Genomic DNA, 16,137 nt, shown 5'->3' on the forward strand with positions numbered 1-16,137 from the left:
TTTGAAGGAGGATATTATGAAAATTTATGATGAATTGGTATGGCGAGGACTTATTAAGGATGTGAGTTCTCCAGAAGTGGAGGAAAAGTTAAATAATGGTGGAATGACTTTTTATATTGGAACTGATCCTACTGGTGATAGTCTACACATTGGTCATTTTTCATCTTTTTTAATAAGTAAAAGATTGAAAGATGCAGGGCACAATCCTATTTTACTGGTTGGTGGTGCAACTGGTTTGATTGGAGATCCTAAACCTGATACAGAGAGGCCCATGATTACTAGAGAACAAGTTCAACATAATTTTGATTGTTTGAAAAAGCAGGCACAAGATTTGTTTGGTTTTGAAGTTGTTAATAATTATGATTGGTCTAAAGATTTAAACTTTATTGATTTTCTAAGAGATTATGGTAAATATTTTAATGTGAATTACATGTTAAATAAAGATATTGTCAAAAGAAGATTGGATTTAGGAATTACTTATACAGAATTTTCTTATATGATAATGCAGGCTATGGATTTTTATTGGTTATATGAAAATAAAGATTGCCATATGCAGGTCGCAGGACAGGATCAGTGGGGAAATATTACTGCTGGAATTGAATTGATCAGAAAAAAATCAGGAAAAGAAGCATATGGTTTTACAATGCCTTTATTAACAAAGTCTGATGGAACTAAGTTTGGGAAAACCAATGGTCATGCAATCTGGTTAGATAGAGAAAAGACATCTCCATATGAAATGTATCAGTTCTTTATTAACTCAGAAGATGAAAAAGTTATTGATTACTTAAAGTTTTTGACATTCTTATCAAAAGAAGAGATTGAGGAATTAGAGGAGAAAAATAAAACGCAACCTCATTTAAGAGAAGCTCATAAAGCGTTAGCTAAAGAAGTGATTACTTTTGTCCACGATGAGGCTGCATATGAAGAAGCCTTAGAAATTAGTCAGATGTTGTTCTCTGGAAAAATTCAAACATTAACACTTGCACAGGTTCAATCATGCTTTAATGGTGTTCCTAGCATTGAAATGGAAGAGGATACAAAAATTTTAAATGCTTTGGTTCAAGTTGGTGCTGCATCATCAAACCGCGAAGCACGTCAGTTTGTTACAGGTGGTTCTGTACTTATTAATGGTGAAAAGGTGACAGATGTAGAGTTTGTTATTAAGAAGGAGAATGCTTTTGGGAAAGAAGCAACTGTTATAAGACGTGGTAAGAAAAATTACTATGTTATTAATCATAAATAGGAGAAGTATATGAAGAAAATATTGACATTGGTTTTATGTTTGGGTTTTTTATTTGGATGTGGATCTGAGAATTCGTCAAAGAATAATACCAATTCACCAAAAGCAAAAAATGGTGATATTGTGAAGATTGATTATGTTGGTAAGTTGGATGGTACAGCATTTCAAGGTGGAACTGCAAATGGAGCTTTATTAGAATTAGGATCAGGAACTTTTATTGATGGTTTTGAAGAACAATTGGTTGATATGGCTGTAGACAGTTCTAAATCAATTAAAGTGACATTTCCAGCGAACTATGGTTCAAGTGAGTTGGCTGGAAAAGAAACGACATTTGATATTGATCTTCATGCTATTTATCAGCCTGCTGATGACGCTGCAAGTCAAAATAGTGATATTGTAAAAATTGATTATGTTGGTAAGTTAAACGGAACAGCATTTCAAGGTGGAACTGCAAATGGAGCCTTACTCGAATTAGGATCAGGAACTTATATTGAAGGTTTTGAAGAACAGTTAGTAGGTATGAAAACTGGTGAATCAAAAACGATAAAAGTGACGTTTCCAGCCAATTATGGTTCAAGTGAATTAGCTGGCAAAGAAGTGACATTTGATGTTGCTATCAATCATATTTTTAGAGTTGTGAAATAAATGGGTATTTTTACCCATTTGTTTTTATTTTATGGTATACTATGAATTGGTGATAGAATGAATGGAATATTATTAATACATAAACCTTCAGGCATGACAAGCCATGATGTTGTGAATAGAATAAGAAGGATTTTACATACAAAGAAAGTGGGGCATTGTGGGACATTAGATCCAGATGCAACAGGTGTGCTGGTTTTATGCATTGGCAAAGCAACAAAAGCTTTGCAGTTTTTAATGAGCGAAGAAAAGGAATACATAACAACACTTTCTTTAGGAACTGCAACGGATACATATGATGCAAGTGGCACTGTTATTGAAAGTCGGGAATATGATGGTGTTGAAAATGTTGTAGAAGTTTTACAATCTTTTGTTGGAAATCAAAAGCAAATACCTCCTATTTATTCGGCTATTAAAGTGAAGGGCAAAAAACTTTATGAATATGCACGTAATCACGAAGAGGTTAAAATTGAACCAAGAGATATTATCATACATGAAATCGAATTGCTTCAACAAGATGAAAATGAAATCACTTTGAGAGTACGTTGTTCTAAAGGAACATATATTCGTTCTTTGTGTGTGGATATAGCTAAAAAATTAGGTTATCCTGGTCATATGTCAAAATTAATAAGAAGTCAATCTGGACATTTTCGCTTAGAAGACTGCTCAACTTTAGAGGATATTGAAGCAGGGCATTTTCATATGCTATCTATAGAAGATGCATTTGAACATTTTGATAAATATGTTATTGAGGATGAGAATATTGTTATTCATGGGAAAATGATTAAAAGTGATATTGATCATCAAGTTGTTATTGTGAATAAGCAGGGCAAGGTATTGGCTGTATATGGACCTAATGGTCAGGGATATTTAAAAAGTATAAGAGGGTTGTTTTGATGGAAATAGTTTATTTGGATGGACAAAAAGTGAATATAGTGGAACCTATTTGTAGTGCTATTGGTTTTTTTGATGGTTTGCATATTGGACATATGGCTTTGGTGAATGAAGTCAAAAGAGTGAGTGAGCAAAAAGGATATAAAAAAGCTTTGATGACTTTTGATCATTACCCACTTTATGTATTAGGAAAAATCAAAGAAGAAAAATATTTAACATCAATGAATGATCGTATTTCACTTTTAGAGAAAGAGGGATTAGATTATTTATTTATCGTAAAATTTACTAAAGAAGTGGCGGCTTTAAGTCCTGAAGATTTTATCAATCAATATCTCATTGACCTTCATGTAAAGCATATTGTTTGTGGGTTTGATTTCCGTTTTGGAAAATACAATGCTGGAAATACTATGACTTTACAAGCTTGTCAGCAATTTAATGTCAGCGTGATACCAGAAGTTCTTTATAAAGGTGAGAAGATTTCTTCAACTCGTATTCGTCATGTTTTAGAACAAGGTAATATTGAAGAAATGAATGAATTATTAGGCAGAAAATATTGTGTATCAGGTGAAGTTATCAAAGGGCGCAGAATTGGACATGCAATAGGGTTCCCAACTGCAAATGTAGATTATCAATCATATTTTTTACCATGTCATGGTGTTTATATAGTCAAGGTGTATGTTCATGGACAAGGATATATGGGAATGTGTAACATTGGATATAACCCAACATTTACTGCTTTGGATAAACCATCTTTAGAAGTTAATATTTTGGATTTTGATGGTGATATTTATCATCAATATATGATTGTAGAATTTTATTGTTTAATTCGTAAAGAAAAGCCATTTGCCTCAAAGGAAGAATTAATTGCACAATTATATGAAGATAAGCAAAAAGTGAGAGAGTATTTTAAACCACAAGACAAATGTCCTATGGTTTGAAATACTTTTTATTATTCTGTTTTTTTAATAAAATATCCCTCTCTTAATCCAGTATAAGCTATTGTTAAGTCTTGGATTGATAAATTCTGGATCAATTCTTTTAAAATAATAAGTCCAGGAATAAGCGTATGTATACGATCTGGTTTTATCCTTAAGATAATTTGAGTTGTCTTTCTTGAGTTTTGAGTTAATTGATTTATGAGATAATCTATTTCCTCTTTTGTTAATGTATCTTGTATATTGTTTTTCTTTAATACAGTGCGAGCTACAAGTATACAAGCTCTCAAGGTTCCACCTATTCCAATAGCGTGTTTTGAATAATGCGAGACATCTATATCTTTTAACTCTTTTTTAACATGATCATGAATTTGATTTAATTCTTTTGTTGTAGGAACAATCCCCTTTACATGTTCTTTATAAAGGCTTAAAGAACCAAGTGGAAAAGATTGATTTTGGATAATACCATTTTGATTAAAGTGAACAACCTCACTGCTTCCTCCACCAATATCAATCAAAACACCAGCTTTAAAATCAATGGATTGTTTCATTCCATAATAATCAAAGAGACCTTCTTCTTGACATGAAAGAATATCTATTTGAATATTAAGTTCTTGTGATAGATGATTTATAATATCCTTTTGATTGAGAATACTTCTTAAGGCTTCTGTTGCAAAATAATATGATTTTTGAACCTTTAAATTTTCAAGCAATATCTTGAATTCGCATAAAGTTTCAGTAAGACATTTTAATCCGTCAGGCATAAGTTGATTATCTTCTATATAATGAACTAATCCTACCGTCTTTTTTTGTGTGATAATCTGTTTGTATTGATTGTTCATAAGTTGATAAATAACTAATCTTACAGTATTAGAACCAATATCTATAATTGCTTTTTTCATAATGTACCTCCAGTATTTGTAGTATATCAACTAGATATAAAGTTGAAGTCTATTTCTTGTAAAATTTGTGTTAAAAATACTCATAGATCATTTGAGAACAACTGATATATCATTGTTTTATTCATAATAAATACAATATCTATTTCTTCATATCATAGAAGTTTTTTATGAATGAAGTTAATGAAAGAAAATATCTCATAGTATTATAAATATTTTGTAAAGTAACTTTGCACTGGCATCACTTTTAATTTTGGCAGGAATATATAGTTTCTCTTCTTCTATTTTGATGTTATGTTTCATTTGGAAGGAAATAATGTCATTGCTTGAAGAACTATCTATTAATATAACTTTTTAAAGTTGTAAGAAAAGTTTATCAATGATATACTAAAAATCATGAGGAGGAATATTATGGAATTAGTGATAGAGCACCTTCAAAAACATTTTGAAGGGAAGTTGGTCTTAAGGGATATTCATTTTCGTTTTGAACAAGGGAAAATATATGGGCTTTTAGGAAGAAATGGTGCTGGGAAAACAACATTATTTAATTGTATAAATCAAGATATTGAAATTGATGGGGGAAGATTTTATATTGAAGATGAAGGAAGAAGACCAGTGACGATGAGTGATATTGGTTATGTTCTATCGACTCCAACTGTTCCTGAATTCTTGACCGCTCGAGAATTTTTGAAATTCTTTATTGAAATTAATCAAAAGGATATTCATCATTTGAAAAGTATTGATGAGTATTTTGATATTGTTAATATTATTGAAGAGGATAGGGATCGTTTATTGAAAGATTTTTCTCATGGGATGAAGAATAAAATGCAGATGTTAGTTCAATTGATTGCTGAACCAGATATTTTATTATTAGATGAACCATTAACATCTTTAGATGTTGTTGTGGCTGATGAAATGAAGAAGCTTTTAAAAGGGATTAAACAAAATCATATTCTTATTTTTTCAACACATATTATGGAATTGGCAGTTGATTTGTGTGATGAAATCGTTATTTTAAATAATGGCAAGCTATCTTTGATAACACAAGAGGATTTAGATGATGCTGCATTCCAGGAAAAGATTATTCGTGTTTTAAAGGATGGAGATCATGTTTAAGACATTTAGGATTTCTTATCGTTTAAAAGGTACATATCGAGTGAATACCATTATTTATGCTTTGAAACATATTCCGGTTGTGAAACATCTCCTTCCAAATTCCTTATATAAACATTATGGGTTAAAAGTGTTTGCTAATATTGTTAGTGTGCTTTGGGAAATGGTTTCTATCTTTTTAGGAAAAATACTTTATTTTACTCTTATGTTTATGCTGCCATTAGAATGGTTTGGGCATATGAATACATCATCATTTTTACAATTATTATTTTTCTTGAGCATCATTGGAGCCTTTTTAAATACAGGTATATTTGAACCAACCAAGGATAAATATTACGCTGTGATTCTCATGAAAATGGATGGTAGACAATTTGTTTTATCACAATATTTATATACACTCTTAAGACATTGTGCTGGATTACTTCCCTGTCTTTTTTATCTTTCTATAGAGTTACAATATCCCATCTGGTTTGTTGGTGTTTTGACAGTTGCTATTGTTGGTTTAAAACTTATTGTTGCTGTTTATCGGTTAAATGATTTCAAAAAGAATCATAGAGTTCGTACTGAAAATAATAATTCTCCATGTGTTATTGCTTTTTGTATTATATGTTTATTATTGGGGTATGGATTGATATTTTTAAATATTGTTATGCCTATAAGTATACTCATGGGGGTATTCATCGCAAGTGCATGTTTGAGTATATGGGGAATGATTTATATCTTTAAATATCCATGTTATCATACTTTTAGTTATCAATTATTAAAAGGAGTGAGCACACTCATCAATATGAATACCCAAGATCTTGTTAATGATTCTTATCGTAAGATGATGACGATGGATACACAGATAATGAGTCATAAAACAGGGTTTGAATACTTTAATGAACTCTTTATGAAAAGACATAAAAAAATATTATGGCGTGCTGCAAAACGTCAGGCTTATATTGTTTTGGCTGCAACTGTTTTATTGATTGTCGTTATGCTTCATGCAGATATATCTTTAAAAGTTAATATATATAAAGTTCTGACAACCTATTTACCATATTTTGTATTTTTTATGTATTTAATGAATACAACGAAGAGTGTGACACAAGCCATGTTTATTAATTGTGATCATTCTATGCTGACTTATACATTTTATCGTATTCCTAAAAATATATTGAAACTCTTTCAAATTCGCTTAAGAGAGATGATTAAGATTAATCTATTACCAACGGTTATATTAGGTGGTGGTTATGGGATTGCCTTAATCATAGGTGGTGGATTTCATCAATTGCCATATGCACTGATTGCGTTTGTATCGCTTATTTCTATGAGCGTTTTCTTTTCAACACATTATTTAATTTTATATTACCTTTTACAGCCCTATAATGCATATACAGAAATGAAAAATCCAGTTTATTCAATTATTGTTTCGTTAACATATGTTATTTGTTTTGCATTTACAAAATTATCATTACCGATTTTTTCATTTGGAATCATTTGTATTGTTTTTTGTGTTTGTTATTGTATTATTGCATGTATTCTTGTTTATAAAAAAGCAGGGGACACATTTAAAATTCATCATTAAAGATTTCTTGTCAAGAATAGGCTTGTTTTATATAAATGAAATTTTATATTTTGTAGATATAAAAATTGAGATGAAGAAAATAATCAATTCATATTTATTGACATAAATATTTAGGATTTTTCATCTTTAGATAAGTGATGATAGATTTCATCACTTATCTTTGTTATAATGAAAAAATGAGGAGTGATATGATATGAATTTAGATGAATTATTAAACCCTAGACAGAAAGAAGCAGCTACATATTTGGATTCACATTTGCGTATAATTGCAGGTGCTGGAAGTGGAAAGACAAGAGTGTTGACATATCGTATTGCTTATTTGATTGAAGAAGTTGGTATTGAACCACGTCATATTTTAGCAATTACATTTACGAATAAAGCAGCAAATGAAATGAAAGAGCGTGTTATTGGTTTATTAGGTGATTATGCTGGGGGAAGTCTGTTATGTACTATTCACTCATTATGTGTACGTATTTTAAGACAAAATATTAGAGCATTAAATTATCCAAATAACTTTATTATTATGGATGAAGAGGATCAAAAGTCTTTATTAAAGAAAATATTCAAAGAGCGTCAAATAGATTCTAAAACAATTAGCTTGAAAAGTTGCATTCATTATATTTCTGCATATAAGATTGCAGGTGTTTCACCTGAAAGAGCGATGTCTTTTGCGGGAGACTATATTGGTGAACAAAAAAAGGCGATTGCTTATGATGATTATGAAAAATATAAAGAAGAGCATTTCATGTTGGATTTTGATGATCTTTTACTGAAGACGGTAGAGCTTTTTGAAAACTTTCCTGAGATTTTAGAAAGATGGCAGAGACGTTTTCAATATATTCATGTTGATGAGTTCCAGGATGTCAGCGAAGTTGATTACAAACTCATCAAATATTTATCAGGACAAGCAGTACTATGTGTGGTTGGTGATCCAGATCAAACAATTTATTCATTTAGGGGGTCTGATATTCATTTTATTATGAATTTTGATAAAGATTTCCCTGATACCAAAACAGTTATTCTTGATCAAAATTATCGATCAACCAAAACAATTTTAGATATTTCTAACAATCTTATTAGAAAAAATAAAAATAGAATGGAAAAAGAATTATTCACTGAATTAGATGATGGACCTAAGGTTTTACATTATTCAGGGGTTGATGAAGAAGCAGAAGCAAACTTTGTATGTGATACCATTGAAGAAATTATTCATAAAGAAGAAGGTGTTAACTATCATGATTTTGCGATTCTCTATCGTGCGAACTACCTATCACGTTCTTTTGAACAAAAATTAATTCAAAGACAAATTGATTATAGAATATTTGGTGGATTAAAATTCTTCAATCGTAAGGAGATCAAAGATGCTTTAAGTTATATTCGTTTGATGGTTAATCAAGATGATCTTTCTTTTGAAAGAATTGTCAATGTGCCTTCTCGTGGCGTTGGTGCAAAGACATTAGAAAGAATTCAAAATGTTGCAATAGAATATGGTATTTCTAATTATGAAGCTTTAACAACTTTTTCAGATGAGATAGGTTTGTCTGGGAAAGCCAAGAAGCAATTGATTGAATTTGTGAAATGTATTGAGAATGCAAAAGCATCTAGTCTCTCTTTGCCAGATGTCTTTGAAAAGTTATTGGGGGATGTTGGTTATTTTGAAATGTTAAGAAATGATCAAGATGATAATCGTATTCAAAACCTTATGGAATTAAAAGCATCTATTGCAAATTATATGAATACGCATCCTGATACACCAACATTTGAAAGTTATTTACAGGATATTGCTTTATATACTTCTCAAGATGATGTTTTTGATGACGAATATGTATCACTAATGAGTATACATATGGCAAAAGGATTAGAATTTAATTATGTCTTTGTCGTTGGATTATCACAAGATGTATTCCCAAGTTTTAGAAGTGTTTCTGAAAGTGGTGATGATGGCATGGAGGAAGAACGTCGTTTGGCTTATGTCGCTTTTACACGTGCTAAAAAACGTCTTTATTTAACTGATAGCCAAGGTTTTAATTTTATTACAAATTCTCCTAAGATGGCATCTCAATTTATTGATGAAATTGGCAGTGATAAGGTTGAACATGCAGGGAATCCTTCGAAGTTTAAACCTAAAGAATATTTACATTTAGGACCTACTGTTGAAGAAATGATAGGAGATAATGAGGTAGATGAATGGAAACAGGGAGATTTTGTAGAACATGAAGCTTTTGGTAAAGGTGTTATCGTTAAAGTTAATGGGAATACATTAGATATAGCATTCTCTGTTCCTTATGGAATCAAAACATTAATGGCCCATCATAAGGCATTGAAGAAGTTATCGAATTAGTTGAGCAAGATGAAGATAAGTTTAACTACACTTATTTTCATCTTTTTATGTAAAAATACAAATTTTTTAAAAGATAAGTTGAGAAGTGTATTCATATTTATAATTTCTTAAGAAATAGGGAACAATATTGTGATATTCTATAGAAATCAAAGAAATATTGAGAATCATATTTTTTTGATGTTTATGGTTTTATTCAATAGGTATTTTTGTTATAATGAGCAAGTGAAATGGAGTGTACTGAGATGACTTTTGAAAGATTGATAGAAATTAAAAAATTACTTAATGAATATAATTATCAGTATTATGTTTTGGATAATCCTTCAGTAAGTGATCAGGAGTATGATCGCTTAATGCAAGAACTACAAGCAATTGAAAATCAACATCCAGAATGGCTAACTGCTGATTCTCCAAGTCAACGTGTTGGAGGACAGGTTTTAGATAGTTTTACAAAGATTACTCATGAAAGAATGATGTTATCACTTGGTAATATCTTTAATGAAGATGAATTGATGGCATTTGATGAACGAGTTCGTGAGACGTATCCAAATGTTGAATATGTTTGTGAATTAAAAATAGATGGTTTGGCTGTCTCACTTGTTTATGCTGATGGACGTCTAGATTATGCAGCTACACGTGGAGATGGAACTGTTGGAGAAGATATTACACATAATGTCAAAACAATCAAGTCAATTCCTTTAACGATTGATTATGATGGTGATTTTGAAGTGCGTGGCGAAATATTTATGCCTAAAAAATCATTTAATGAATTGAATGAAGAAAGAGCGAAAGCAGGAGAGGCATTATTTGCCAATCCTCGTAATGCAGCAGCTGGAAGCGTTCGTCAACTTGATTCAACAATAGCTGCTAAGCGAAAGCTAGATGCTTTTCTATATATGGTTCCAACTGCAACAGAAGTGGGGTGTACAACCCATAAAGAAGCTTTAGATTATATTAAAGAATTAGGTTTTAAAACAAATCCTATGACACATGTTTCTTCTGATATTCAAGATGTCTGGGCATTTATCCAAGAGATGACAGAAAAACGTGATACTTTGCCTTATGAAATTGATGGAATTGTTATAAAGGTCAATAATCTTGAAGAACAAGTTCGTTTGGGATATACAGCTAAAGTTCCAAAATGGGCAATTGCATACAAGTTTCCTGCAGAGGAAGTTGTTACAAAACTCAAAGATATTATTTTTACGATTGGTAGAACGGGACAAATTACACCTAATGCTATATTAGAACCAGTTCGTGTTGCAGGAAGTACAGTTCAACGTGCCACTTTACATAATGAAGATAATGTCAAAAACAAAGATATTCGTATAGGTGATTATGTTGTTGTGAGAAAAGCAGGAGATGTTATCCCTGAAGTTGTTCGTTCTTTAAAAGAACGTCGTGATGGAAGTGAAGAGAAATTCAAAATGATTGAATACTGTCCTCATTGTGGAAGTCGATTGGTTAGAAAAGATAATGAAGCTGCTTATTATTGTTTAAACGATCAATGTGATTTTAAAAAGATTGAACGTATTATTCACTTTGCTTCAAGAGATGCAATGAATATTGAAGGATTAGGCGAAAAGATTATTGAGCAATTTTATAATTTAGGCTTTGTAAAAAATATTGAAGATATTTATGATTTATATAAACATGAACAAGAGATCATGGATATTGAAGGTTTTGGAAAGAAATCTATGGATAATTTGGTTGCGGCTATTGAAAAAAGTAAAGAAAATTCAATGGAAAAATTATTGTTTGGTCTTGGTATCAAAGGGATTGGAGCTAAGATGGCTGATAATTTATCTAAGGAATTTAAAAGTATTGATGCAATGCTTGAGGCGAGCACAGCAAAATTGTTATCCATCAAAGATGTAGGTGAAACGATTGTACAATCAATTAATCATTTTAGAAATGACCCAGCCAGTCTTGAACTTCTTATGAATTTAAAGGCTTTAGGATTAAATATGAACTATTTGAAAGAAACAACTTTGTTACAGGAAAGTATATTTAATGGTCAAACAGTTTGCATTACTGGAACACTTGAATTGATGACTCGTAAAGAGATGAAGGATTATTTAGCAAGGCTTGGAGCTAATGTTACAGGAAGTGTCTCTAAAAATACTGATTTCTTAATTTGTGGACGTGATGCAGGAAGCAAATTAGAAAAAGCCAATCAACTAGGTGTTACAGTCTTAACTGAGGAAGAATTTAGAAAGGAGGTTAATCTATGAAAAAATTAATTCTCGCATGTATGGCATTAACGTTACTGGTTGGATGTCATCGTGCTAAAGAATCTGTTCAGGAACAAACCAATACAGATACTGCAACGATGGATTCCTTTGACGATTCATATTACAAGATTATTAAAACTGAGAGTGGTGACAGTGAACTTAGAGAAGGTTTTTATCTTGATTATGGAGCAACAAGTGATTTTAAGACAATTGGAAGAGGGCTACAGATTCTCTCTTCTGATTATTTCTCTACATCAAATCACTATATGAGTGAAGGACAATATTTGAAATTATCATTGAAAAATGAACTGGTTAAAAGAAAGAGTGATTATTCTTTGCAACCTGCATCAGGGACAACAATTGGTGGTATCAAAGATCCCATTATGCTCCAAAATGTTCAGGAACAGGATTATTTTGTTAAAGATGGAAAAGGATATACACTCAAAGGAATTTCATTTTCATTAATCATAGAACCGCGAAATAGTGATAATAGTGTTTTGGCAGAGCCCATGAGTAATAATGATATTGAAAGTTATGGGAGAGAATGTATTCAGAAATTTTATAATGTCATTAGACAAGCAGATGAGTTTAAAAAAGTTAAAGATTTACCTATTCTGATTACAGTGTATAAAGCGACTAACACTGCAACGAGTAGCGTTGATGGAAATTATATTTTAAAAAGTTATTGTCAAAAAGACGTTGGCGAAATTAATAAAGTGAACCATGAAAATGTATTATTTACAAGTGAGCGTGCTGAGCAACTAGATAAAACAACATTTGCTGATTTTGAAACCATTAAAAGAACTGTTAAAAACGCTGCAACTGAGGCTGTTGGTTTTGTAGGAGAAGCACGATACATGAATAATGAAATTCAATCTATGGTTATTAATGCCAATTTAAATATAAAATCATCTACAGAGTTAATGTATTTGACTTCTATTATTGCTGATGCAATAGATACAAAATTCACTTATGATTTTCAGATATCCGTCTTAGTGAATTCACAAGATCAATTACAGGCAGTTATTGTAAAAGATAAAGGGCAAAGCAGTAAGAGTACGTACTTGTATTAGGAGGAATATGTATGAATGATACAGAGAAAATGTTAAAAGAATTAGGACGTAAAACAATGTTTAATGTGAGTGATGCAGAAATGCCAGCACTCCTAGAAGAGTATAATGTTTTTATGAGCCATGTTCAGGCTCTTGAAGCTATTGATACTGAGGGGATTGAACCGCTTGCTTTTCCTTATGAAATTGAAACAACATTCTTAAGAGAAGATGTAGCTGATCATATTATAAGTAGAGAAGATGCTTTAAAAAATGCACATGATGTGCAAGAAAATCAAATCAAAGTACCAAAGGTGGTGGGATAAATGATTCAATATAGTATAGAAGAACTTCATCATTTATTCTCTTCTGGAGAATTGGATGCAAAAGCATATTATGATGAATTATTTAAAGAAATTGATATTCAACAAAATAGATTGAATGCTTTTGTAACAATAACAAAGACGAAAGCATATCAAGATTTAGAACAAGCTGATTTTAAAGAGTTACTAAGTGGTATCCCTTATGTTTTGAAGGATAATTATAATACAAAAGGAATTCAGACAACTGCATCTAGTCGTATGTTAGAAAATTATGTACCTATTTATAATGCTCATGTTGTTGATTTATTAAGTCAAGAAGGTGTTTGTTTAGTTGGGAAAGCGAGTATGGATGAACTGGCAATGGGTGGAACCAACAAGTCAGCATTAACAGGACCAGTCTATAATCCATGGGATTCATCACGCATCGCGGGTGGATCTTCAGGTGGAAGTGCAGCTCTTGTAGGAAGTGGTGTTGTTCCTTTTGCTTTAGGAAGTGATACTGGTGATTCCATTCGTAAACCAGCTGGATTCTGTGGAATTGTCGGTTTTAAACCAACGTGGGGACGTATTTCACGTTATGGTGTTATTCCATATGCTTCAAGTTTAGATACTGTAGGTGCATTTACACGAAATGTGAGAGATATGGCAATTGTGATTGAAGCATTGGCTGGACGAGATGATCGTGATATGACTTCAAGTCAAAAAGAAGTCCCTTGTTATATTAAGAATTTAACTGATGACATTCGTGGAATGAAAATTGCAGTTCTTAAATCAGTGAGTGATGAAATTAGAAATGTTGAAATTAAAACCAATTTTGAGAAGGTTATTCAAACATATAAAGATTTGGGAGCTATTGTTGAAGAAGTTACAATGCCTGTGGAATTGATGAGAACATTGCTTCCTACATATACAATTATCTCTAATTCAGAAGCAACAAGTAATCATTCTTGCTTAGATGGTATTAAATATGGTAATAGACAAGATGGTGAATCAACAGATGATATTATGATCAATTCACGTACACATGGATTTGGTGATCATATCAAGCGTCGCTTTATTCTTGGAAACCTTGCTTTAGCAACTGAAAATCAAGAGAGAATGTTTAGAAAAGCGCAAAGAGTCAGAAGATTAATTGTTGCAGAGTTAAACAAGATATACAACAATTATGATATTATTTTAACACCAAATGGTGGTAGTGTTGCACCAAAAGTAGATGAAGCAACTGATGATCGATTGAGTGATGAATATCTGATTTTGGAGAACCATTTATCATTAGGAAATTTTGCTGGTTTACCAAGTTTGTCGTTACCAAGTGGCTTTGTTGATCATATGCCTATTGCGATAAATGTTATGGGACGTGTCTTTGAAGAACAAACCGTTTTCAATTGTGCTTATGCGTTAGAAAATGCGTTAGGATTAAAGAATCAATTTTCGAGGGAGGGGTAAACATGAATTTTGAACAAGTTATTGGGTTGGAAGTTCACTGTGAGTTACAAACAAATTCAAAGATGTTTTCAGCTGCTCCTGTGACATTTGGTGAAGAACCAAATACAAAAGTGAATGAAGTTGATATGGGGATGACAGGAACAATGCCAGTTTTAAATAAACGTGGTGTTGAATTTGCTATTCGTGTTTGTCATGCATTACACATGGAGATTGATGAATTATTATGCTTTGATCGTAAAAATTATTATTATTCAGATTTACCAAAAGGTTTTCAAATTACACAAGATAAAAGGCCAATTGGTAGAAATGGATATTTGGATATAGAGGTTGATGGTGTCGTAACACGTGTTGAAATTGAAAGATTGCATATGGAAGAAGACACAGCTAAGCAATTCCATTTTGATGATTATTCATTAATAGATTATAACCGTGCGGGTATTCCATTAATTGAAATTGTTACAAGACCAAATATTCGCAATGGTGCTCAAGCAGCTGCTTATTTAGAAAAATTGAGACAAGTATTCCTTTATACAGATGTCTCTGATGCAAAGATGGAAGAGGGGTCTATGCGTTGTGATGTGAATATTTCTCTTCGCCCATATGGTAGTGAAAAATTTGGGATTCGTACTGAAATTAAAAACTTAAATTCGATTTCTAATGTTCAAAAAGCAATTGAATTTGAAGCATTGAGACAAGAAAAAGTTTTAATTCAGGGTGGTGAAGTGCTGCAGGAAACACGTCGTTTTGATGAAGATAGCAGAGAAACAGTTATGATGCGTGCTAAAGGGGATGCTGTTGATTATAAATATTATACAGAACCTAATATTTTACCAATTCGTCTCGATCATCAATGGGTTATGCAAATTAAAGACAACCTGCCTATGATGGCAGATGAGAGAGAGAAAGTTTATATTAACCAATATGGATTACCTAAGACAGATGCACATATTCTTGTTTCAAATAAAGCAATTTCTGATTTTTATGAAGCAGCAATTCAAACTTGCCAGGAATATAAACTTGTATGTAATTGGTTGTTAGGTGAAGTTCAAGCATATTTAAATAAGGAAAATTTAGCAATTAGTGAAACAAAACTAACACCTCAATACTTAGGGAAAATGATTACTTTTATTCAAGATGGAACGATTTCTTCTAAACAAGCAAAAAAAGTTTTTGAATGTTTAATGGCTGAAGGAAAAGATCCAGAGATTATTATTGAAGAAAAAGGAATGAAACAAATATCAGATCCTGAACAGTTAAAAATAATCATAAATGAAATCTTAGATAATAATGCGCAATCTATTCAGGATTTTGCAGCTGGAAAAGATCGTGCTGTTGGATTTTTGGTTGGACAGATTATGAAGAATACAGGTGGACAGGCGAATCCAAAAATTGCTAATCAAATATTGATTCAATTACTCAAAGAAAGAACGAAATAATGACCTATACATTTCATT

13 protein-coding genes are annotated in these 16,137 nt (G+C 31.6%); 12 read left to right on the forward strand and 1 reads right to left on the reverse strand.

Features of this window, described 5'->3' with window-relative positions; translation table 11 throughout:
- Window positions 1–16 precede the first annotated feature (16 nt).
- The 4 genes from tyrS to AC5M21_RS03305 are packed head-to-tail and all read left to right on the forward strand — an operon-like array spanning window position 17 to window position 3,714.
- Window positions 17–1,243 (forward strand): tyrosine--tRNA ligase, encoded by a 1,227-nt coding sequence (gene tyrS, locus AC5M21_RS03290; RefSeq protein WP_008789519.1) that lies wholly within the window; start codon window positions 17–19, stop codon window positions 1,241–1,243.
- Window positions 1,244–1,252: 9 nt separating this feature from the next.
- Complete coding sequence (locus AC5M21_RS03295) at window positions 1,253–1,885, forward strand: FKBP-type peptidyl-prolyl cis-trans isomerase (protein ID WP_008789520.1); 633 nt, start codon at window positions 1,253–1,255, stop codon at window positions 1,883–1,885.
- Between the two features lie 57 nt (window positions 1,886–1,942).
- On the forward strand, window positions 1,943–2,779 hold the full coding sequence (gene truB, locus AC5M21_RS03300) for a tRNA pseudouridine(55) synthase TruB (protein ID WP_008789521.1): 837 nt from the start codon (window positions 1,943–1,945) through the stop codon (window positions 2,777–2,779).
- Window positions 2,779–3,714 carry a bifunctional riboflavin kinase/FAD synthetase gene (locus AC5M21_RS03305; protein WP_008789522.1) on the forward strand — a complete coding sequence of 312 codons (936 nt, stop codon included), beginning with the start codon at window positions 2,779–2,781 and terminating at the stop codon, window positions 3,712–3,714. Before truB ends, AC5M21_RS03305 begins: the two co-directional genes overlap by 1 nt.
- Before the next feature lie 11 nt (window positions 3,715–3,725).
- Here AC5M21_RS03305 and AC5M21_RS03310 read toward each other — a convergent pair whose 3' ends face one another.
- The gene (locus AC5M21_RS03310) at window positions 3,726–4,613 is read right to left on the reverse strand and encodes a Ppx/GppA phosphatase family protein (RefSeq protein WP_117598768.1); all 888 of its coding nucleotides are present in this window, start codon (window positions 4,611–4,613) and stop codon (window positions 3,726–3,728) included.
- A 408-nt stretch (window positions 4,614–5,021) separates the two neighbouring features.
- On the opposite strand from AC5M21_RS03310, the gene AC5M21_RS03315 reads away from it, so the two are divergent.
- From AC5M21_RS03315 to gatB, 8 genes are all read left to right on the forward strand, one after another.
- On the forward strand, window positions 5,022–5,726 hold the full coding sequence (locus AC5M21_RS03315) for an ABC transporter ATP-binding protein (RefSeq protein ID WP_008789524.1): 705 nt from the start codon (window positions 5,022–5,024) through the stop codon (window positions 5,724–5,726).
- Window positions 5,719–7,293, forward strand: coding sequence for a hypothetical protein (locus AC5M21_RS03320; protein WP_008789525.1), 1,575 nt, complete (start codon window positions 5,719–5,721; stop codon window positions 7,291–7,293). The genes AC5M21_RS03315 and AC5M21_RS03320 overlap by 8 nt, the downstream gene beginning before the upstream one ends.
- 193 nt (window positions 7,294–7,486) lie before the next feature.
- The gene (locus tag AC5M21_RS03325) at window positions 7,487–9,634 is read left to right on the forward strand and encodes an ATP-dependent helicase (RefSeq protein ID WP_008789526.1); all 2,148 of its coding nucleotides are present in this window, start codon (window positions 7,487–7,489) and stop codon (window positions 9,632–9,634) included.
- Window positions 9,635–9,876: 242 nt separating this feature from the next.
- A complete protein-coding gene (gene ligA / locus AC5M21_RS03330; protein WP_008789527.1) occupies window positions 9,877–11,865 on the forward strand; it encodes an NAD-dependent DNA ligase LigA in 1,989 nt (662 codons plus the stop codon).
- The gene (locus AC5M21_RS03335) at window positions 11,862–12,938 is read left to right on the forward strand and encodes a CamS family sex pheromone protein (RefSeq protein ID WP_493531471.1); all 1,077 of its coding nucleotides are present in this window, start codon (window positions 11,862–11,864) and stop codon (window positions 12,936–12,938) included. The genes ligA and AC5M21_RS03335 overlap by 4 nt, the downstream gene beginning before the upstream one ends.
- Window positions 12,939–12,949: 11 nt before the next feature.
- Window positions 12,950–13,240, forward strand: coding sequence for an Asp-tRNA(Asn)/Glu-tRNA(Gln) amidotransferase subunit GatC (gene gatC, locus AC5M21_RS03340; protein ID WP_008789529.1), 291 nt, complete (start codon window positions 12,950–12,952; stop codon window positions 13,238–13,240).
- Window positions 13,241–14,683 carry an Asp-tRNA(Asn)/Glu-tRNA(Gln) amidotransferase subunit GatA gene (gene gatA / locus AC5M21_RS03345; protein ID WP_008789530.1) on the forward strand — a complete coding sequence of 481 codons (1,443 nt, stop codon included), beginning with the start codon at window positions 13,241–13,243 and terminating at the stop codon, window positions 14,681–14,683.
- A 2-nt stretch (window positions 14,684–14,685) separates the two neighbouring features.
- Window positions 14,686–16,119, forward strand: a complete 1,434-nt coding sequence (gene gatB, locus AC5M21_RS03350) for an Asp-tRNA(Asn)/Glu-tRNA(Gln) amidotransferase subunit GatB (protein WP_008789531.1) — start codon at window positions 14,686–14,688, stop codon at window positions 16,117–16,119.
- Window positions 16,120–16,137: the final 18 nt, after the last annotated feature.

The sequence above is a fragment of the Coprobacillus sp. genome (genome assembly GCF_984815275.1).